The 18363-nt window shown below is 68.1% G+C and carries 22 protein-coding genes; 6 read left to right on the forward strand and 16 right to left on the reverse strand.

Annotated elements, in window-relative coordinates; genetic code table 11:
• Nucleotides 1-20: 20 nt before the first annotated feature.
• The 6 genes from OCU_RS49085 to OCU_RS49110 form a co-directional block, all read right to left on the reverse strand.
• On the reverse strand, nucleotides 21-962 hold the full coding sequence (locus OCU_RS49085) for a class I SAM-dependent methyltransferase (RefSeq protein ID WP_009956642.1): 942 nt from the start codon (nucleotides 960-962) through the stop codon (nucleotides 21-23).
• Between the two features lie 33 nt (nucleotides 963-995).
• Complete coding sequence (locus OCU_RS49090; protein WP_014381484.1) at nucleotides 996-1937, reverse strand: class I SAM-dependent methyltransferase; 942 nt, start codon at nucleotides 1935-1937, stop codon at nucleotides 996-998.
• A gap of 75 nt (nucleotides 1938-2012) precedes the next feature.
• The gene (locus OCU_RS49095) at nucleotides 2013-2648 is read right to left on the reverse strand and encodes a TetR/AcrR family transcriptional regulator (protein WP_026071119.1); all 636 of its coding nucleotides are present in this window, start codon (nucleotides 2646-2648) and stop codon (nucleotides 2013-2015) included.
• 2 nt (nucleotides 2649-2650) lie between these two features.
• Nucleotides 2651-3634: a pirin family protein gene (locus OCU_RS49100; protein ID WP_014712547.1), complete on the reverse strand. Its 984-nt coding sequence runs from the start codon at nucleotides 3632-3634 to the stop codon at nucleotides 2651-2653.
• A gap of 151 nt (nucleotides 3635-3785) precedes the next feature.
• Nucleotides 3786-4334, reverse strand: coding sequence for a Dps family protein (locus OCU_RS49105; RefSeq protein ID WP_008262065.1), 549 nt, complete (start codon nucleotides 4332-4334; stop codon nucleotides 3786-3788).
• Between the two features lie 89 nt (nucleotides 4335-4423).
• On the reverse strand, nucleotides 4424-5335 hold the full coding sequence (locus OCU_RS49110) for a DNA-3-methyladenine glycosylase family protein (protein WP_008262067.1): 912 nt from the start codon (nucleotides 5333-5335) through the stop codon (nucleotides 4424-4426).
• Nucleotides 5336-5397: 62 nt separating this feature from the next.
• On the opposite strand from OCU_RS49110, the gene OCU_RS49115 reads away from it, so the two are divergent.
• On the forward strand, nucleotides 5398-5796 hold the full coding sequence (locus tag OCU_RS49115) for a nuclear transport factor 2 family protein (protein WP_009956648.1): 399 nt from the start codon (nucleotides 5398-5400) through the stop codon (nucleotides 5794-5796).
• On the opposite strand, the gene OCU_RS49120 is transcribed toward OCU_RS49115, so the two are convergent.
• The 4 genes from OCU_RS49120 to OCU_RS49135 all read right to left on the reverse strand — a co-directional run bounded on the left by OCU_RS49120 (nucleotide 5790) and on the right by OCU_RS49135 (nucleotide 8649).
• A complete protein-coding gene (locus tag OCU_RS49120; protein WP_008262071.1) occupies nucleotides 5790-6170 on the reverse strand; it encodes a DUF427 domain-containing protein in 381 nt (126 codons plus the stop codon). The genes OCU_RS49115 and OCU_RS49120 overlap by 7 nt on opposite strands.
• 50 nt (nucleotides 6171-6220) lie before the next feature.
• Nucleotides 6221-7048, reverse strand: coding sequence for a class I SAM-dependent methyltransferase (locus OCU_RS49125; RefSeq protein WP_014381487.1), 828 nt, complete (start codon nucleotides 7046-7048; stop codon nucleotides 6221-6223).
• Between the two features lie 78 nt (nucleotides 7049-7126).
• Nucleotides 7127-8146, reverse strand: a complete 1020-nt coding sequence (locus OCU_RS49130; RefSeq protein ID WP_009956652.1) for an NAD-dependent epimerase/dehydratase family protein — start codon at nucleotides 8144-8146, stop codon at nucleotides 7127-7129.
• On the reverse strand, nucleotides 8143-8649 hold the full coding sequence (locus tag OCU_RS49135) for a nuclear transport factor 2 family protein (RefSeq protein WP_009956654.1): 507 nt from the start codon (nucleotides 8647-8649) through the stop codon (nucleotides 8143-8145). The genes OCU_RS49130 and OCU_RS49135 overlap by 4 nt, the downstream gene beginning before the upstream one ends.
• Before the next feature lie 75 nt (nucleotides 8650-8724).
• Here OCU_RS49135 and msrA point away from each other — a divergent pair, with 75 nt between their 5' ends.
• Nucleotides 8725-9237, forward strand: a complete 513-nt coding sequence (msrA, locus tag OCU_RS49140; protein ID WP_009956655.1) for a peptide-methionine (S)-S-oxide reductase MsrA — start codon at nucleotides 8725-8727, stop codon at nucleotides 9235-9237.
• Between the two features lie 15 nt (nucleotides 9238-9252).
• Here the strand turns inward: msrA and OCU_RS49145 are convergent, their stop codons facing one another.
• Complete coding sequence (locus OCU_RS49145; protein ID WP_009956657.1) at nucleotides 9253-10578, reverse strand: cytochrome P450; 1326 nt, start codon at nucleotides 10576-10578, stop codon at nucleotides 9253-9255.
• 137 nt (nucleotides 10579-10715) lie between these two features.
• Between OCU_RS49145 and OCU_RS49150 the strand changes: the two genes are divergently transcribed.
• Both OCU_RS49150 and OCU_RS49155 read left to right on the forward strand, forming a co-directional pair.
• The gene (locus tag OCU_RS49150) at nucleotides 10716-11321 is read left to right on the forward strand and encodes a TetR/AcrR family transcriptional regulator (protein ID WP_008262083.1); all 606 of its coding nucleotides are present in this window, start codon (nucleotides 10716-10718) and stop codon (nucleotides 11319-11321) included.
• A gap of 106 nt (nucleotides 11322-11427) precedes the next feature.
• A complete protein-coding gene (locus OCU_RS49155; protein WP_008262084.1) occupies nucleotides 11428-11640 on the forward strand; it encodes a TOBE domain-containing protein in 213 nt (70 codons plus the stop codon).
• Nucleotides 11641-11665: 25 nt separating this feature from the next.
• Here the strand turns inward: OCU_RS49155 and OCU_RS49160 are convergent, their stop codons facing one another.
• Nucleotides 11666-12553: an alpha/beta fold hydrolase gene (locus tag OCU_RS49160; protein ID WP_009956658.1), complete on the reverse strand. Its 888-nt coding sequence runs from the start codon at nucleotides 12551-12553 to the stop codon at nucleotides 11666-11668.
• Nucleotides 12554-12582: 29 nt separating this feature from the next.
• Complete coding sequence (locus OCU_RS49165) at nucleotides 12583-13827, reverse strand: sulfotransferase family protein (protein WP_009956659.1); 1245 nt, start codon at nucleotides 13825-13827, stop codon at nucleotides 12583-12585.
• 28 nt (nucleotides 13828-13855) lie between these two features.
• Between OCU_RS49165 and OCU_RS49170 the strand changes: the two genes are divergently transcribed.
• Nucleotides 13856-14431, forward strand: a complete 576-nt coding sequence (locus OCU_RS49170; RefSeq protein WP_009956660.1) for a TetR/AcrR family transcriptional regulator — start codon at nucleotides 13856-13858, stop codon at nucleotides 14429-14431.
• Nucleotides 14428-15540, forward strand: a complete 1113-nt coding sequence (locus OCU_RS49175) for a DUF1214 domain-containing protein (RefSeq protein ID WP_009956661.1) — start codon at nucleotides 14428-14430, stop codon at nucleotides 15538-15540. The genes OCU_RS49170 and OCU_RS49175 overlap by 4 nt, the downstream gene beginning before the upstream one ends.
• A 68-nt stretch (nucleotides 15541-15608) precedes the next feature.
• On the opposite strand, the gene OCU_RS49180 is transcribed toward OCU_RS49175, so the two are convergent.
• From OCU_RS49180 to OCU_RS49190, 3 genes are read right to left on the reverse strand one after another with little or no spacing between them, the layout of a single operon-like run.
• Nucleotides 15609-16667 (reverse strand): LLM class flavin-dependent oxidoreductase, encoded by a 1059-nt coding sequence (locus tag OCU_RS49180; RefSeq protein ID WP_026071118.1) that lies wholly within the window; start codon nucleotides 16665-16667, stop codon nucleotides 15609-15611.
• A complete protein-coding gene (locus OCU_RS49185; RefSeq protein WP_020188393.1) occupies nucleotides 16667-17191 on the reverse strand; it encodes an SRPBCC family protein in 525 nt (174 codons plus the stop codon). The genes OCU_RS49180 and OCU_RS49185 overlap by 1 nt, the downstream gene beginning before the upstream one ends.
• A gap of 44 nt (nucleotides 17192-17235) precedes the next feature.
• A complete protein-coding gene (locus OCU_RS49190) occupies nucleotides 17236-18342 on the reverse strand; it encodes a fatty acid desaturase family protein (protein ID WP_014381491.1) in 1107 nt (368 codons plus the stop codon).
• Nucleotides 18343-18363 lie beyond the last annotated feature (21 nt).

Raw genomic sequence — 18363 nt, forward strand, 5'->3', positions numbered from 1 at the left:
AAACGGCGGTAACCGCGCCGTTACAGGCGCTCGGCGATCACGAAGTCGGAGAAGGCGTCCTTGTCCTGGTCCAGCTCGAAACTCTGCACCCCGCGGTTCAGGCGGTGCATCTCATCGATCGAGTTCTGCGCCGTCGCGCGCCAGCCGTGGTCGTTGAGCCAGTCGGCGAGGTTCGCGCGGTGCTCGTCGCGGTACATCAGCTCGCCGACGTCGATGGTCTCTTCCAGGCCGAGCTGGTCGGCGACCTTCTTGAACCGTTCCCGCATCTGCTGGCGCCGCTCCTCGGCGTGCATCGGTGCGGTTTCGGCGGAGACCCGGCTGCCGGCCGGACTCAGCTCGCCGATCTGCGTGAACAGCTTGTCCTGCGCCTCGGCGGGCAGGTACATCAGCAGTCCCTCGGCCAGCCAGGCGGTCGGCCGGGTCGGGTCGAAACCCGCGGCGCGCAGCGCGGCCGGCCAGTCTTCGCGCAGGTCGATCGCCACCTCGCGGCGATCGGCGGACGGCGTCACGCCGCTTTCGGCCAGCGTGGTGGTCTTGTAGTCCAGCACCTGGGGCTGGTCGATCTCGTACACCGTGGTGCCGGCCGGCCAGTCGAGGCGGTAGGCCCGCGAGTCCAGCCCCGACGCGAGGATCACCACCTGCCGGATCCCGGTGGCGACGGCGTCGGCGAAGTACTCGTCGAAGAAGTGGGTCCGCACCGCCTGGTAGCCGCGCATGTGCTGGATCCGGGCGGCGGATTCCTCATCGATGGCTTCGATCTTGGCCACGACGTCCGGGTCGAGCATGGCTTCCCACAGGACGTCGGCACCGGCGTTGTTGACGAGCAGCCGGGCGTAGGGATCGCGGATCAGCGCGTCGGGCTGCTCGGTCTCGATGGCCCGGGCGGCGGCCACCATGACCGCGGTGGTGCCGACGCTGCTCTTGATGTCCCAGGTGTCGTCGTGGGTGCGCAGTGAGCTCATGCATTAACTCCTTGGGTCTTGGGCAGGCGAAGGTCAAAAGGTGGTTTCGCCGAGGCGCGCCCGCAGCAACGTGCTGCGCACCGCCTCGTCGGAAAGGTCGTCGGGCACCGGGCGGCCGAGTCGGGCCATCTCCTCGCGGTTGTCCACGGCGTGCACGTGCCAGCCGTGGTCGGAAAGCCATGCGGCGGCGTCCGAGCGGTCCGGCTCGTGGTAGGTCAGCGCCTGGACGTTGACGTCCAGGCCGAGCCGCTCGCGCATCCGCAACCAGCGCTGCGAGTTGCTCCGCGAGTTGATGCCGAACACCTCGATCGCGACCTGGCTGCCGGGCGCGCTGAGCGCGGTCAACATCTCGAACAGCCGGTCCTGGGCATCGCTGGGCAGGTACGGCAGCAGCCCCTCGGCCAGCCAGGCGGTCGGCTGCGTGCGGTCGAATCCCGCGGCGGCCAACGCGGTCGGCCAATCCTCGCGCAGGTCCGCCGGGACGGGATGGCGGATCGCGGTGGGCACGGCGCCGTGCTGCTGCAGGATGCCCGACTTGTACTGCAGCACCTTGGGCTGGTCGATCTCGTAGACGGTGGTGCCGGTGGGCCAGTCCAGCCGGTAGGCCCTCGAGTCCAGGCCCGCGGCCAGAATCACCGCCTGCCGGATTCCGGAACGCACTGCGCCGTCGAAGTATTCGTCGAAGAAGTGGGTGCGCACGGCCTGGTAGTCGATGCCGGTTCGGTGCGCGCGCCGCCCGTGCTGATCGTCGGCGAGCCAGGACAGCTCCGGGTCCGCCAGCCGCGCCCACGCCGGGCCGGCCGACGACACCAGCAGGCGGGCGAACTCGTCACGAATCAGCGGGTCGGCGCCGGCGGTCTCCGCCGCGCGCGACGCGGCGACGCCCAGCGCGGTCGCGCCGACGAGTTCGGTGATGGACCAGCTGTCGCCGGCAGACCGCACGGAAGGCGGTGTCGAGGCATCCAGGTCAGTCATATCCCGACCATGGTACCGGGATAAGTTAGTTAGCCTATACGCTTTGTGCGCAACTTCACTGCGCCGCCCGGCGGGCTAGGCCCCCGGACGCCAGAGCGCGCCCTCCAGCAGCTGGCGCAGCATTCCGGTGACGGCCAGCATCTGCTGGTAGCTCTCGACGTAGCCCGCGTACAGGCCCACCCCGCAGATGATGACGAGCAGGGTTTCGACCAGTGCCGACGCATCGACGTCCGCCGCGAGCTCACCGTTTTCGATCGCGTCGTTGACGGCGCGCAACAGGAACTCGCGGCACACGCGCACCGACGAGTTGTCGGTTCCGGTCAAATCCGGATGGCGCTGGGACTCGAGTACGCCGCTCATTAAAAACGCCGATCCGGCGGGATTTTCCGAATTAGCCCTAACGGCCACGGAGATGAAGGCCGTCAGCCGCGCGACCAGCCCGGTTTCGGCGTCCGCCTCTTTGATACCGGCCGCAATGACGAATTCGTTGGTGTCCTCCAGAACTTCCCGATACAACGCTCGCTTGCTCGAAAAGTAATGGTTGATCGCCGGGCGGGTCAGGTCGGCACGGGAGGCGATGGCCTGGAACGTCGCGCCGTCGTAGCCGCGTTCGCTGAACACCAAACGAGCAGCTTGGATGATTCGTTTCCGGGTCTCGTCCGCCTTCGCCGCAGGCGGACGGCCCGGCCTGCGAGTCCCCCGTGGAAGCATTGCTAGAGTGTGCCACCGCCATGGTGGGGCATTAGTGCATTTGGCGGAATAGCGCCAAATTTTCCGGCTTGATAGTCCTCGAGCGCCTCGATCAATTCCGCGCGAGTGTTCATCACGAAAGGCCCGTAGTGGAATACCGGCTCGCGAATGGGCCGCCCACCTAGAAGCAGGACATCAATGGCGGTCGCGTCGCCCCAATCCCGAGCTCGCTCCGCCCCGACGGTGATCCGGTCGCCTGGGCCCAGGACCGCCAGCTGCCCCTGGTGGATCGGGTGGGCGACCGGCCCGACGTACCCGCTGCCCGACAGCACGTACACGAGCGCGTTGAAGTCGCGCCGCCAGGGGATGTTGAGCCGGGCGCCGTTCTCGACCGTCGCGTGCGCGAGCGTGACCGGCGTGTGCGTGACCCCGGGCCCCCGGTGGCCGTCGATCTCGCCCGCGATGATGCGGATCAGCGCCCCGCCGTCGTCGGACGCGACCAATGCGGCGTCACCACCCTCGATGGCCTGGTAGCGCGGCGGCGCGAACTTGTCCTTCTTCGGCAGGTTCACCCAGAGCTGGACGCCGTGGAACAGTCCGCCGCTCTCGACGAGTTCGGCCGGCGGCGTCTCGATGTGCAGGATGCCCGAGCCGGCGGTCATCCACTGGGTCGCTCCGTCGGTGATCAGCCCCCCACCGCCGTGGGAGTCCTGGTGCGCGAATTTCCCGTCGAGCATGTAGGTCACCGTTTCGAAGCCGCGGTGCGGGTGCCAGTCGGTGCCCCTGGGTTCGCCGGGCTGGTAGTTCACCTCGCCCATCTGGTCCATGTGGACGAAGGGATCCAGGGCGGCGCTACCGACCCCGGCGAAGGCGCGCACGACCGGGAACCCCTCACCCTCGTACCCGCGCGGGCCCGTGGTGATCGATCGCACTGGCCGCTCGGTGTCGGCGGGGCCGGGGCCGCGGACGCGCGGCAATGTCAGTGGGTTGGCCGTAACTGCAGGCATTTGACCTCCTCGTAGAGCGGACTACCCGGTATAACCGGACTAGGGTCCACTTATTCCGGGCGGTCGGCACCTGCGTGGCGGCCAAGCCGACGCGCCATCGCCCCGGCATCGATTTGCCGGGGCGATGGCGCGAAGTGTGCGACTGAGGGTGTCAGGATTTGCTGCGCGCACTCTTGGCGGCGGACTTCTCGGTGCTCTTGCCCGCGTGGGCGAGCTGACCGCCGGCGCTTTCCAGGTGCGCCCGGACGAACCACTGGAACTTCTCCAGCTGGCCCGCCTGGCCGATCAGCAGGTCCTGGGTCACCGGGTCGAGTTCGTCGGTCTCGTCGATGTATTGGCGGATGTCCTCGATCACGCCGTTGTAGACGAGGTCCAGCGCGGCCAAGTGGGCCTGGACGGTGTCGCGGCCCACCGAATAGTCGTCCCACGAGCGGTCCTTGATGATGGCACCCGGCGTGCCCTGCGGCGAAGAGCCCAGGGCGGCAATGCGTTCGGCGACATCGTCGGCGAAGCCACGCACGGCCTCCACCTGCGGGTCGATCATCTCGTGCACGCCGATGAAGTTCGGGCCGACCACGTTCCAGTGAATGTGCTTGAGCGTCAGGTGAAGATCGTTGTAGGTGCTCAACTGTTTTTGCAGCAGTTCGGTGAGCCGCGCCGCCTGCTTGTCGGTCAATCCCGGAATTGTGAACTGAGTCATCGCGTGTTTCCTAGCTTCCTTCCGTGGGGTTCCCACACACTTTCTTGCTCTGCTGGGTACCCGATGGCGACGCCGAAAAACGCGACGGATCACAGTGAGTGGATTTGCTGCACCGGCAGGCGCGGGCCCCGGCGCGGTTCGTAGGCCAATCCGCTGGCCTCGAGCAGCCGGACCACGCGCTGGCGATGTGGCCGCATCGGCTCCAGCAAGTCGAGCATTCCCGCGTCGTCGACGGGCTCACCCAGCAGTGTCCAGCCGATCATCTTGGGGATGTGGTAGTCGCCCACCGATACGGCGTCGGCGTCGCCGAAGGCGCGTTGGGCCGTCTCCGCGGCGGTCCATTCCCCCACGCCCGGCAGGGACGTCAAGGCCGCCCGCGCCTGTGCCGCCGGCCGTGATGTCAGCCGCTCCAGCGACGCGGCGCGCTGCGCGCAGGTCACCACCGTTTGTGCGCGCCTGGGGTCGACGTTGGCGCGATGAAACTCCCACGACGGGATGGTTCGCCACCGCTGCGCCGACGGCGCCACCCGCATGCCCTCGGGGGCGGGCCCCGGCGCCGGTGTCCCGTACTTGGTCACCAGCACGCGCCAGGAGCGGAACGCGTCGGCGCCGGGCACCCGCTGCTCGATGATCGCCGGGATCAGCGCCTCGAGCACCAGCCCGGTGCGGCCCAGCCGCAGGTGCGGAACCCGCCGGTGCGCGGCGGCGACCGTCGGATGCCGCGGCACGAAGTCGGAGGCGTCGTCCTCGAGACCCAGCAGGGCGGGCAGCATTTCGACGAACTCACCCGCGCCGCTCCCCCACGCCACACAGTGCGCGGCGTTGGGGGCCGCGCGGCTGATCCTGGCCGTGACGGGGCCGGTGGGCAGCAGGCTGGTCCGCCAGATCGAGCCGTCGCCGGTCGCGCGGAAGCAGGGATCCGCGGGGCCGCGGCGCAGCGGCGACAACGTGTGCCCGAAGCTGGCGGCCCCGGGGAACACGACCGTGCGCGTGCTTTTCACCTGATGACTCTCCGACCGCTCGATTGACCCTGAACTCCGTCCCCAGTCAGTATTGCGGTGTGATGACGCCCTTCGATGACCCTCAGGGCGAACTGGCCTGGATGTTTTTGCAGAGCATCAGCGACGGCGGCGATCTGGACGAGGGCTTCGCGTTGCTGCGCGACGACTTCACCTTCTGGACGCTCTACACGCGCACCGCATGCGACAAGGACACCTTCCGGCGCGCGGTCGAGCGGCGCAAACAAGACCTCGAGCTGGTCATCGACCTGGTGCGCTGCGTCAACGAGGGAGAGACGGTGGTGGTGGAGGCACAGGCCACCGGCACGACGTCCGACGGCACCTCCTACGACAGCCCGTTCGTGTGCATCTTCGACACCCGCGCCGGGCTGATCGTCTCGATGCGCCTCTACGGCGACACCCGGGCGACGGCGTCCGCCCTCCCCGGATGGGTCCCCTACTGAGCCGAGACGGTGATGTCGGCCTTGTTCGGGTAGAACGCGACGTGCCCGGCGATCGCGGCGACCGCCGGATACGGCTGCTCATAGGTCCAGATCACGTCGTCGACGGTGTCACCGGACGAGGTCGTCACGCTGTAATAGCTGGCGTCGCCCTTGAACGGGCAATACGTGCTGGTGTCGGTGCGGGTGAGCCGATCCTGTTGCACGTCGGCGATCGGAATGTATTGCACCGCAGGGATTGTGGCTTCGCGCAGTTCCAGCGCGGCGGTGGTGTCGGCCACCAGTTCGCCGTTGACGCGGACCTGCACCCTGCCCTGGGTGGGTTCGATGGTGATCGGGTGCCCCGCGTTCGGCTCGAGGACTTGCCGGTGGGCCATGGTCGATACCTCCTACAGACGCCTATTGGGGCTGTAACACCCGGCCGCCGTCAACCCTTCCCGTCCGGCGGGCCGAATGCGTAGCGATGGTACTGGGACATGTTCGCGGCGGCGGGGATCAGCGACATCACCCTTCCCAGGAGTCGGGATGAGCGTGGCAATCGTGCGAAGGTGTCCGACTCGAACCAGCGCTCGCAGGCCAGCAGCCGCACTGCCGGTACGGCCGCGATGATGTCGTCGGGCCCGTTGATCGCCCACCGCAGCGTGGATCCCGACCGTCGCACCACGGAGTTGAGCCATTGCGACTTGATCCCGAGCCAGTTGAACACGTCGAACTGCAGCTCACCCGAGCCGAACCGGTCGACCACCCGGCGCAGCAACGCGGTGCCGTCCTGCTCGGTCAGGTACATGGTCAGCCCCTCCCCGATCATCAGCGTGGGGCGATCGGTGGGGATTTCGCTCAGCCATGACGGGTCGGTGACCGAGGCGGCGATCACGCGATAGTGATCGCCGCTCGGGTAGAGCTGGGCGCGCAGCGCCGCGACCTCGGGGTAGTCGACGTCGTACCACTGCACGTCCGGACCCGGCTGCACGCGGAAGAACCGGCTGTCCAGTCCGCAGCCCACGTGCAGGACGACCGAGCGCGGGTGCGCCGCAAGGAATTTGCGCGTCCAATGGTCGAAGTGTGCCGAACGGGTAGTGACCGACGGCGCCCGCCGGGCGGTGATGGTCGTCTTCTTCCAGTCGTAGTCGATGCGATCGACGATCTCCTTCGCGTACCGATCACCCAGGATCGGCTTGTCGAAGTCGGCGTCCAGCGCCTTGGCGTAGAACGTCGCCAGCATGGTCTGGGGAGCCCCGGTGAGATCGACGGACACTCGCTCGGTATTCACCCGCTCGAGGCTAGTCCCACGCCCAGCGCCGCGCCGCGTCCTGAACAGCGGTCGGCGTGGCGTTCAGCGGGGAGTCGCGCTCTTACCCTTGGCATTTCGCATGGCGGCCCAGAATCGGGCCGGCTCGCGGATGGACTCCTCGACCGGGCGTGGCTGCCAACCCAATTCGCGGACGGCCTTGCTGTGGTCGACGGGCGCCTCGGCGCGCATCATGCGCACCGACGCGAGGCTGAGCTCGGCGTCCTTGCCGGTGAGCCGGGCTCGCAGGCTGCCCAGGGCGCCGAGGGTGTACAGCACCGGAACGGGGATGGAACGTCGCGGCGGCGGCACGCCGGCCTCGTCGGCCGCGATCCGCACCACCTCGGTCAACGCGATCATTCGCTCGGAGATCAGGTATCGCTCGCCGATGCGGCCGCGCTCGGCGGCCAACAGCATGGCCTCCGCGGCGTCGGTGACGCCGACGACCTCCAATTGGATGCCGTCCATGGTGAAGGGCAGCTTGCCGAAGACGGCGCCGGCGATGAACGCGCCGTGCGGGGTGCGGCCCCAGTCGCCGCTGCCGTAGGTCGTCGACACGCACATCGCCACCGCGGGCAGCCCGGATTCGGCCACGCAGCGCATCACCAGGTTCTCGGCCTGGACCCGGGATTGGACGTAGTCCGACAACCCGCGGGTGGCGACGATGTCGTCCTCGGTCGCCACGCGCCCGCGCCGCCGGCCGACCGTCGCGTAGGTGCTGGTGAAGACGAACCGACGCAGGTCGGGTTGCGCGACGGCCACGTCGAGGACGTTGCGCAGCCCCTCGACGTTGGTGCGAAACAGCGGCGAGGTGTCGCGCAGCCAGGCGCGGGTGTCGACGACGCAGTAGTAGACGTCGTCGACCCCGTCCATGGCCTCCCGCAGCACGGCGGTGTCGAACACGTCACCGTGAAACCGGGTGAGCTCGAGGTCGTCGATGGACCGGGTGTTGGCGTTCTCGCGCACCATGGCCCGCACTTCATGGCCCTTGGCGACCAGCTGGCGCGTGACGTGCGAACCCAGAAAGCCGTTGGCGCCGATGACGAGTTTGGGCCTGGCGGTCACTGGGCGCCTCCGTATTGCTCCATGAATTGCGCGCCGGCCTCGTCGAGGGTGCCGAGCTCCTGCGCTTTGCGGCACCACTTCAACGTGGCCTGCACGAAGCGCAGCGGGTTGTAGATGTCTTCCTGCTGACGCCACAGGCCATCACCGGCGTAGGTGATGATCGAGATGTTGGTCGCGCCGATGACCGTGCCGTCACCCGGATCGCGCATCGGGTTGTCGAGTTCCATGATGATGCGCCCGGTCGCCTCGTCGATCACCGACCACAGCGACGGAAACGCGACCATGTGACTGCCGGGGAAGCTGCCCATCGTCCTGCTGATCCACTCGCGGACCTCGTCGCGGCCGTGCATGGTGCCCGCCGCGTGTTCGATGTACAAGACGTCGGGTGTGTAGTGCTGGACCCACGCGTCCCAGTCGTGCGACTGCGCGGCCGCATCGACGGTCGCTTCGAATTGCTCGAACGCGGCGGCCAGTTCGCTACGGGAGAACTTCGGCGTGCTCATGATTTCGCGGCACCATTGCGGCTCATCGGCGGAGTGTAGCCTGGGCGTCACTGTGGCGGGTGAGGAGGACGAGAGATGACCAACCAGAAAGCGATTCTCGCCGGCGGCTGCTTCTGGGGAATGCAGGAACTGATCCGCAAGCAGCCGGGGGTGGTCTCGACCCGGGTCGGCTACACCGGCGGTGACGTCCCCAACGCGACGTACCGCAACCACGGCACCCACGCCGAGGCCATCGAGATCATCTACGACCCGGCCGTAACCGATTACCGGGCGATCCTGGAGTTTTTCTTCCAGATCCACGACCCGACAACGAAAGACCGCCAGGGCAACGACCGTGGCCCCAGTTACCGGTCGGCGATCTTCTACCTGGACGAGGAGCAGAAGCGGATCGCGCTGGACACCATCGCCGACGTCGAGGCGTCCGGCCTGTGGCCCGGCAAGGTGGTGACCGAGGTCAGCCCGGCCGGCGACTTCTGGGAGGCCGAGCCCGAGCACCAGGACTACCTGCAGCACTATCCGAGCGGATACACCTGCCACTTCATCCGACCGGGCTGGAAGCTGCCGCATCGGGCCGCCTCCAGCCAGTAGCGGTCCCCGGCGAATTCAGCGCCGGCGCACCGTGATCCGACCGCCGTCCTTCGGGGTGAACGCCACACCGCGGCAATGCCACCGCTCACCGGGCGCATCCGTGGTCTCGATTGTCAAGTGGCGCAGCACGGTCCGGAGCACGACGTCCATTTCCATGTTGGCGAACGCCGCGCCGACGCAGCGGCGGGTCCCGCCGCCGAACGGGATCCAGGACAGCGCCGACGGTTTGGTGTCGGTGAAGCGTTGCGGGTCGAACCGCCGCGGATCGGGGAACACGTCGGGGTTGTCGTGTATCTGCGCGATGCCGACGATGATCGAATAGCCGCGCGGGATCGCCCATTCGCCGAGCCGGTAGGCATCGGGGTAGACGTGGCGACCGGCGAAATCGATGACGGTCCTGGCCCGTTGCACCTCGAGGATCGTCGCTTGGCGCAGCTCGTTGCCGCCCTCACCGGCCCCGTCGGCCTCCTCGACCAGCCTCGCCAACAGCTCGGGGTGTCGGCTGATCCGCTCGAATGCCCATGCCAGCGTGGACGCGGTGGTCTCGTGCCCGGCGGCCAGCAGGGCCAGCAGCTCGTCGCCGATGTCCTTGTGCGACATCGTGGAACCGTCGTCGTAGGTGCTGCGCAGCAGCAGCGCCAGCACGTCGGTCCGCTCGGCGAAGTCCGGGTCGGCCCGCTCCGCGGCGATCAGCTTCTCGATGACGATGTCGTATTGGCGCCGCCACTTGTCCAACCTGCCCCACGGGCCGAACCGGGGATAGCGCTTCGGCTTCGGCAGCGCCGCAAGGCGTGAGCCCAGGGTGACCCACGGCGGGATGAGCCTGCGCAGCTCGTCGAGTTCGGCCCCCTCGGCGCCGAACACCGCGCGCAGGATGGCGTTCAGCGTGATCCGCATCATCGGCGGCAACGTCGCGAATGGGCTGCCCTCCGGCCAGCCGGCCATCTCGCGCAGCGTTTCTTCCTCAATGATGCTTTCGTAATTTTTCATGCTCTTGCCGTGAAATGGCGGCGCCAACAGCCGCCGCCTCCGGCGATGGTCGTCGCCCTCGAGTCCGAATACGGAGCCGGGACCGAACAGTCTGCTCAAATTGGGTTGGATGTTGCCGAGTTCGTCTGGGCTGGTGGTGAAGATCTGCTTGGCCAGCTGTGGATCACTGACCATGATGACTCGCCCCCACATCGGCAGCCGCAGCGTGAAGACGTTGCCGTAGCGGCGTGACAGGCGTCGCATCATCATCCGCCGCGACACGGCAAAACCGATGCCCTGCACCAGCTTCGGGCTTCGGACCGCGGGGGGCAGGTGAACCGTGGCCGGCGGGACGGTGGCTAGTTCACTCATGGCGTCATTGCTCCATCTGCCGGGCCGGAGTTGGTACCGCGATGTACCACGGACCTTTCCGAGTACGGTACTCTGCAGTACCAAAGCTGACAAGGTGCGTTTCGAACCGAATGGGGGTGCGGGCCGTGACCTCAGCAATGACAGCAACGGATGGCGACCCCGCTCTCGACGAGGTCGATCCTTTCCGCCTCCGGCTCCTCGACGGCCTGGCCACGTCGATCACCGAACGCGGCTATCGCGCCAGCACCGTCGCCGACGTCGTCCGTTGCGCGCGCACGTCCAAACGCACCTTCTACGACCACTTCGCGGGCAAGGAAGAGTGCTTTCTCGAGCTGCTGGCCGTCGACATCGAGAAACTGGGCGCGAAGATCGCGGCGTCGGTCGATCCCGACGCCGATTGGCACGCACAGATCCGGCAGGCGGTCGAGGCCTATGTCGGTTACATCGAGGCGCGCCCGGCCATCACGTTGAGCTGGATCCGTGAGTTGCCGTCGCTGGGTGCGGCCGCTCGACCGGTCCAGCGCCGCGGGTTGCAGTTGTTGACCAGCCTGTTGATCGACCTCAGCGCCAGTCCCGGGTTCCGGCGCGCGAAGCTGCCGCCGTTGACCGCGCCCCTGGCCGTGATCCTGTTGGGCGGTCTGCGGGAGCTGACCGCACTTGCGGTCGAAGACGGAACACCGGTCCGAGAAATCGTGGAACCGGCGGTGGATGCGTCCGTAGCCCTGCTCGGCCCGCGGCATTGAGCGCGTCCGGCGCCGTAAATCGAGGTGTCGCAAGCCATCCCGGGCCCGGCCCGGCGGGGCTAGGCTCACCGCAGACCCCGCCCGTTCTGACATGGAGGATTCTGCGATGCGGCTCTCGACTCGAAACCAGCTCCGGGGAAAGATCACCGAGGTCGAACTCGGCACCGTGATGGCCGTGGTGAAGGTGACGCTCGACGGCGGCGATCAGGTCGTCACGTCGTCGGTCACCAGGGACGCCGCGACCGACCTCGGGCTCAAGGTGGGCCAGCCGGCGACCGTGTTCATCAAATCGACCGAAGTCACCATCGGCGTCGACTAGGGGCGCCGAAAAGCCCTCACCCGGTTTACGTTTCGGCGAGGAAGGCCCGGACCCGATCCAGCACGAGATCGGGTCGCTGATCGACGATCCAATGGCCGACCCCGTCGACCAGTTCGACCTCGAAATCCTTGATGTGGTCGGCATATCCCTCGGTCAGGTCGGCCGTGATCACCGGGTCTTCGGTGCCCGTCAGCCAGCGAACGGGGACGTCGACGCGGGCCCCGTCGTACTCGCCGCGCATCCAGCTCAGCATCTCCCTGGTCTGAAACGACCGGTACCACCGCGACCCCGCCTCGGCGTGGCCCGGCTGCCGCATGCACTCGAGGTACAGTCGCACGTCCTCCTCGGGCAGCGTGTAGCCGCCGCCGACCCACGACCCCAGCAGGCGGAGGAACCGCGGGTTCGACGCGCTGATCACCCGGGGGCCGATGACGGGCAACGAGATTGGGATCTGATACCAGAACCGCCAGACGTTGCGCAGCATCGAGGGGGAGCGCTTGACGAACGGCGCCGAGGTGTTCACCCCGAAAAAACCGGTCACCTTGTCCGGATGGCGCAGCATCATGATGAACGCGGCCGGTCCGCCCCAATCGTGGGCCACCAGCTTGACCGACGCGACGCCCAACCGATCCAGCACCCGGGCCAGGTCGTCGGCCATCTCGTCCTTGCGGTAGCTGGTGCGCGGCGCCGAGCTCCAGCCCGAGCCGCGCAGGTCCGGGCACAACACCCGGTACCCGTCGGCGGCCAGCGGGCCGATGAGCTCGCGCCATTCCCACCAGTTCTGCGGGAAGCCGTGCACCAGCATCACCGCCGGTCCGCTGGCCGGGCCCGCGTCCGCGACATGGATCGTCACGCCGTTTCCGAGCTCGACGTAGCGGTGTTCGACGCCGTCCAGCGCGGGCATGGTGACCATGTGTTGAGAACGTAGCGGCTCGGAAAGGGTTAGGCCAGAAACCGCTCCACATAGGGCGCGAAGCGCTGGCGCAGGCTGTGCTCGTTCAGGCCGAACATCTCATACGACGTTTCGACGTTGCCCAAGCGTCCGCGGCGGTGGCCCGCCAGGTAGCCGGCGACGGCCCGGCGCGCCTCATCGGTGTAGGGCTCGCCGGCCAGGGCGTAGACGCGCTCGGCCACGCCGGCTTCGTCGGCCATGAAGTCGTCGAACCGGATGTCGACCGAGCGGTCCGGGCCGATGGTGTCGCGGTCGCGCACCAGCGCGCTGAGCATCTGATCGAGGCGGTCGATCCAGGAGCTGGCGATCTGTTCGACCGGCACCGGCGAGCGGTGCATGCGCGCGGAGTAGGTGATCATCGTGATCATCGACAGCGCCACCGGCACCGGGTCGCGGTGGGTGAACACGACGATGCTGTCGGGGAACACCCGATCCAGCACCGGCACCTGTTCGAGGTGCTGCGGCGACTTGAGCAGCCAGCGCCGGCCCCCGCGCAGGAACTGCATCGCCCGCAGCTGGGTGGCCAGGTATTCGTAGTGCGGCGTCTGGTCGTGGGACTGGTAGTAGTCACGCCAGCGGGGCACGTGGGCGAGCGTCTCCAGCAGCATCGTGGAGACATCGTTGGCCAGCAGCTGGATCTCCTCGTGGACGTGGTCGGTGGTCATTTCGTGCATGAGCGCGAAATGCGGCATCACCGTGTTGATCACCCCGACCGCGACGTCCATCCGGGCCCGCCGCGGATCCGGCTGCACGCCAACCTCGTTCGGCATCGGGAAGGGCTCATTGCTTTCCCAGTACGGCATGGTGCGGAAGGTGGGTGGCGCCGCCAGCAGGTTGTGCAGGTGCGTGGTGCCGGTGCGGGGCAGCCCGGCGATCACCACGGGCGAGGTCAGTTCGATGTCGTTGATCTCGGGATGGCGCCGCAGCAGGTCGGCCAGCAGCAGCCGGTTCTTCAGGATCTGCAGCAGCTGCCCGTAGAAGTTGACAGCCCCGGCGCCGTGCAGCCCGTCGATCTCGCGCAGCGCGGCGAGGAAGACGTCGAGCCGTTCGCGGTAGTCGTCGGGCCCGAAATCGTGCAGGCCGGTGTCCGCACTGGCCTGGGCGTGCAGCGCGTCGGCGTCCAACGGGCACTGCGGGGCCATAGCGCTCATCATGTCGAGGATCTGCTGACCCTCGGCGCTGAATCGGGGCGTGGCCAGGTCATCGAGGGAAACGGAGCGAACGGCATCGGTCACGGCGACTTATGTTACTCTCAGTTTCGTAATGGATGGTGATTTTGGCCGGCCCCGTGATCCGCGTATCGACGCCGCGGTGTTGCGCGCGACGGTTGAACTGCTCGCCGAGTCCGGTTATCCGGGGCTGTTGGTGTCGGCCATCGCCGAGCGGGCCGGCACCAGCAAGCCCGCGATCTACCGCCGCTGGCCCAGCAAGGCGCATCTGGTGCACGAGGCGGTGTTCCCCATCGGCGCGGGCACCGCCATCCCGGATACCGGCTCGACGGCCGACGGCCTGCGCGAGATGGTGCGCCGCACAATGGTTTTCCTCACCACGCCGTCCGCCCGGGCGGCCCTGCCGGGCCTGATCGGCGAGATGGCCGCGGATCCGAGCCTGCACTCGGCTCTGCTGGAGCGCTTCGCCGGCGTCATCGGTGGCGGGCTGGGCGACTGGCTCGCGGCGGCGGCGGCGCGCGGCGACGTGCGCCCGGAGGTCACCGCCGCGGAACTGGCCGAAACCATCGCCGGCATCACGCTGGTCGCCCTGCTCACCCGCCCCACCGAGCTCGATGACGCGTGGGTCGATCGCACGACACGGTTGCTCCTGGAAGGAATCAGCGCATGACGCACGAATCGACGGTCGCGTGGCAGGATCTGTTGAAAACCCTTGGCGGCCTTGATCGCTCGTTTTTGGAGGGTGACCGCGCCGTCACCGATGACCGGCACATCGCCGACGGCTACCGCATGCTCGCCACCACGCTGGGCGTGGCGTTGGACACCTACCTGTTCCCCGAACCCGATCGGCCGCAATTCGTCGCGGTCAACACCCCGTTCCGCCGCGACCGCCGCTGGGGCGGGGACAACACCGACGCCTACTACCACATCTGCCCGGTCGACCCGGCGCGCCGCTACCGCATCAGCGGGAACAAGGGTGACAGCGTGTACTTTTCGGTCACCGCCTACAACGAGCCGACGCTCGGGGCGTGGTCGGACCGGGTGGTCGCGATCGTCCGCGACACCGACCTCGACGTCGACGCCGACGGCAACTTCGCCTTCGAATTCCCCCCGACGGCCGACGCGGCCGTGTTGATGACCCGCGACTACCAGGCCGACCCCCTGACCGGGCGCCCGGTTGTCTGGCGGATCGAGGCGCTCGACGAGCCGGCGCCGATCCGCCACGGCGACGCCGAGACGGCGGCGCGCCTGCGCGCGGTCGCGACCTGGCTGCAAACCATGTTCGCCATCGTGCCGCTGGCCGTGGGCAACCGGGTCGAAGACGCGCACGCCCTCGGGCACGAAACCGCCCACGCCGCAAACGCGTTCGCCGAGCCCTACCAGGTGCCGGACGCCAACTTCGGCTGGTCGGCGCGCGACGCCTGTTACTCGTATGGCAGTTTCGTGCTCGACGAGGACGAGGCGCTGGTGATCACGCATCGGCCGCCGGCGTGCAGGTTCTGGAACATGGTGGTGTGGAACCAGTTCATGGCCACCTACGGCGCCTCGGAGGGCCCCGACGCGCGCTGCTCGATCAACGGCCACAGCGCCGTCGCCAACAGTGACGGCTCGGTGACGATCGTGCTGTCCGGGGCGAAGACCGCGCACCCGAATTCCCTGACCACGCTCGGCTATCCGCGCGGCAACCTGGCCTTCCGGTGGTTCCTCGCCGACGGCGTGCCGCAGCGGCCGGAGGTGAAGCTCGTCAAGGCGGCCGACGCGCCGACGACGACCAGCTGAACCGCCGAGCGTGTAACGAGGGCGACAAACGCGCGGAAAACCCGCCACCAGTGCACGTTCGGCGGCCGTCAAGAATCCGAAGCCGCGCGGACCAGCTCGATGGCCCGGCCCAGCGTCTCGAGCTTGGCGTCCAGCGTGTCGCCCGCGGGATAAAGCCGCACGGTGTTCACGCCGGCGTCGCGCCACACCGCGAGGCGCGCGGCCACCATCTCCTCGGTCCCGATCAGCGTGGTCGCCAGCACCATCTCGTCGGTCACCAGCGTGGCCGCGCCGTCGCGGTCGCCGCGCTGCCAGCGCTCGCGTACCTCGGCGGCGACCTCGGACCAGCCCTGCCGGCCGTAGGCCCGGTTATAGAAGTTCGTGCTCGACGATCCCATGCCGCCGAGGCTGAACGCGAGCTCCTTCTTGCGGCCCGCGACCATGCCCCGCAACTCGTCTTCGTCGGCGGCGAAGGCGACCTCGGCTCCCTGGCAGATGTCGATGTCGGCCCGGGCGCGGCCGGCGGCCGCCAGGCCGTCGTCAAGGTGGCGGAAATAGGCGTCCTCGGCGCCTTCCGGGACAAAGCTGGTGCCCAGCCACCCGTCGGCGACCCGCCCGGTCAACCGCAGCATCGCCGGTGACAGCGTGGCCAAATAGATCGGGATCGGGTGCTGCGGCCGCGTCGACAACCGCATCGGCACCGCCTCGCCGCCGGGGCGGGGAAGCTCGAATTCCTTACCGGTGTAAGAGATCTTTCCGCCCGCGAACGCCTGCCGGATGATGTCGATGGTTTCGGAGGTGCGCGCCAGCGGCCGCTCGAACGAGACGCCGTGCAGACCCTCGATCACCTGCGGGCCCGAGGCGCCCAACCCGAGCAGGAACCGCCCGTTCGACAGATTGGCGAGCGTGATCGCGGTCTGGGCGATCAGGACGGGCGAGCGGGTGCCGACCTGAATCACGCCGGATCCCAGGAGCATCCGCTCGGTGCGGGCGGCGAGGTAGCCCAGCGCCGACGGCGCGTCCGCGCCCCACGCCTCGGCCACCCAACACACATCGAGGCCCAGCTTTTCCGCCTCGACCGCGAGCGCCACCGCCTGCCCGGCGTCGTCCCCGGTACCGGAGAACTCCACCGTGGTGGCGGTCCGCATCACCGCACTCCGTGCTCGGCCAGCCGTTTGATCGAGGCCAGGGTCTTTCCGATCGCGGCCTCGAACTCCCGCATCCGCACGAACACGATCTTCTGTTCCTTGTCGGGCATCGAGTCGATCGCGGTCGACAACCCCGAACGTCCCGGCCCCATCTGCATCCAGTAGTTCAGGGCCGTGCCGCCGTCGCGGGGCGCCAGCCGGAATCGCCAAATCGAGGCCGGGTTATCGGGACCGCCGACGGCCCAGGCGAATTCGCGTGGCTCGTCGCACGCGACGATCTCAGACGTGGTGCTCCACTGCCCGAACGCCTCGTGCTCGTTGTATCCGACGAAGCGGGCGCCGACCCGCGGGCCGTCCGATCCCTCGGCCCACTCCACGGCCTGGAGCTCGTTGCTGACCGCGGGCATCAGCTCGATATCGCAGACCAGGTTCCAGACCCGCTGCGGGTCGGCGTCGATCCACGTCGAGGCCTCCACCGTCGGGGTGTCCGCGTAGCGCGCGCCGGTCCATTCCACGGACCTCATTGTCCCCCTCGTCCGGCGCAAGGCAATGCGTCGACGGCACCGAGTTACGCGGCGACCGGCTCGCGGGCGGCGGGCGCGTCGGCGCCGGCTTTGGGCCGCCAGCTGTCCGGGAAGGTCAGCCTGACGATCTTGCGGACGACGGTGCCGAACTGCCGCAGCAGCGGACCGCGGTTGTACGGGATGCCGTAGCGCTCGCAGATCTCCTGCACCTCGGGCGCGATCTCCGCGTAGCGGCGGGCCGGCATGTCCGGGAACAGGTGGTGCTCGATCTGGTGGGAGAGGTTGCCGGAGAGCAGATGAAAGAGCCGGCCGCCGGTGAGGTTCGCCGAGCCGAGCACCTGGCGGAAGTACCACATGCCGCGCGACTCGTCCCGGGTTTCCTCGACGGTGAATTCCTGTGTGCCGTCCGGGAAGTGGCCGCAGAAGATGATCATGTACGACCACACGTTGCGCATCAGGTTGGCCGTGAGGTTGCCGGTGAATACGAACGGCGCGAACGGGCCGGCCAGCAGCGGGAAGGCGACGTAGTCCTTGAGCGTCTGTCGCCGGGTCTTGCGCCAGATGGCGCGCAGCACCTCGCGCTTGTCCTCCAGGCGGATCTCGCCGGAGCGGATCCGCTCGGTTTCCAGTTCGTGCAGCGCGACACCGTACTGGAACAACACCATCAGCAGGAAGGCATACAGCGGGTTGCCCAGGAAGTACGGCTGCCAGCGCTGGTCCTCGCTCATCCGCAGGATCCCGTAGCCGATGTCGCGGTCCATTCCCACGATGTTGGTGTGGGTGTGGTGCATGTAGTTGTGCGAGTGCCGCCATTGATCGGCCGGGCACGCGGTGTCCCATTCGAAGGTGCGGCCGGAGATCGCCGGGTCACGCATCCAGTCGTACTGGCCGTGCATGATGTTGTGGCCGATCTCCATGTTGTCCAGGATTTTGGCGATGCCGAGCATGCCGGTGCCCAGCAGCCACGCGGGCGGCAGGAACAGCAGCACGCGCCCGCCGACCTCCAGCGCACGCTGGGTCTTGATGACGCGGCGAATGTAGTCGGCGTCCTTTTCGCCGAGGTCCGCCATCACGCGCTCTTTGATGGCGTCGAGTTCGCGGCCGAAATCCTCGGCCTGCTCGGGTGTCAGGGTGATCTTGCTGGGTGTCATGGCTTTTCCTCTCAAGTCCGT

It is taken from the genome of Mycobacterium intracellulare ATCC 13950, from assembly GCF_000277125.1.
Lineage (GTDB): Bacteria > Actinomycetota > Actinomycetes > Mycobacteriales > Mycobacteriaceae > Mycobacterium > Mycobacterium intracellulare.

Excerpts from the sequence above, each read along its gene's own strand:
- OCU_RS49085 (WP_009956642.1), bottom strand. The coding sequence starts at position 962 with ATGAGCTCACTGCGCACCCACGACGACACCTGGGACATCAAGAGCAGC.
- OCU_RS49090 (WP_014381484.1), bottom strand. The coding sequence starts at position 1,937 with ATGACTGACCTGGATGCCTCGACACCGCCTTCCGTGCGGTCTGCCGGC.
- OCU_RS49095 (WP_026071119.1), bottom strand. The coding sequence starts at position 2,648 with ATGCTTCCACGGGGGACTCGCAGGCCGGGCCGTCCGCCTGCGGCGAAG.
- OCU_RS49100 (WP_014712547.1), bottom strand. The coding sequence starts at position 3,634 with ATGCCTGCAGTTACGGCCAACCCACTGACATTGCCGCGCGTCCGCGGC.
- OCU_RS49105 (WP_008262065.1), bottom strand. The coding sequence starts at position 4,334 with ATGACTCAGTTCACAATTCCGGGATTGACCGACAAGCAGGCGGCGCGG.
- OCU_RS49115 (WP_009956648.1), top strand. The coding sequence starts at position 5,398 with ATGACGCCCTTCGATGACCCTCAGGGCGAACTGGCCTGGATGTTTTTG.
- OCU_RS49120 (WP_008262071.1), bottom strand. The coding sequence starts at position 6,170 with ATGGCCCACCGGCAAGTCCTCGAGCCGAACGCGGGGCACCCGATCACC.
- OCU_RS49135 (WP_009956654.1), bottom strand. The coding sequence starts at position 8,649 with ATGAGCACGCCGAAGTTCTCCCGTAGCGAACTGGCCGCCGCGTTCGAG.
- msrA (WP_009956655.1), top strand. The coding sequence starts at position 8,725 with ATGACCAACCAGAAAGCGATTCTCGCCGGCGGCTGCTTCTGGGGAATG.
- OCU_RS49145 (WP_009956657.1), bottom strand. The coding sequence starts at position 10,578 with ATGAGTGAACTAGCCACCGTCCCGCCGGCCACGGTTCACCTGCCCCCC.
- OCU_RS49150 (WP_008262083.1), top strand. The coding sequence starts at position 10,716 with ATGACAGCAACGGATGGCGACCCCGCTCTCGACGAGGTCGATCCTTTC.
- OCU_RS49155 (WP_008262084.1), top strand. The coding sequence starts at position 11,428 with ATGCGGCTCTCGACTCGAAACCAGCTCCGGGGAAAGATCACCGAGGTC.
- OCU_RS49160 (WP_009956658.1), bottom strand. The coding sequence starts at position 12,553 with ATGGTCACCATGCCCGCGCTGGACGGCGTCGAACACCGCTACGTCGAG.
- OCU_RS49170 (WP_009956660.1), top strand. The coding sequence starts at position 13,856 with ATGGATGGTGATTTTGGCCGGCCCCGTGATCCGCGTATCGACGCCGCG.
- OCU_RS49175 (WP_009956661.1), top strand. The coding sequence starts at position 14,428 with ATGACGCACGAATCGACGGTCGCGTGGCAGGATCTGTTGAAAACCCTT.
- OCU_RS49180 (WP_026071118.1), bottom strand. The coding sequence starts at position 16,667 with ATGCGGACCGCCACCACGGTGGAGTTCTCCGGTACCGGGGACGACGCC.
- OCU_RS49185 (WP_020188393.1), bottom strand. The coding sequence starts at position 17,191 with ATGAGGTCCGTGGAATGGACCGGCGCGCGCTACGCGGACACCCCGACG.
- OCU_RS49190 (WP_014381491.1), bottom strand. The coding sequence starts at position 18,342 with ATGACACCCAGCAAGATCACCCTGACACCCGAGCAGGCCGAGGATTTC.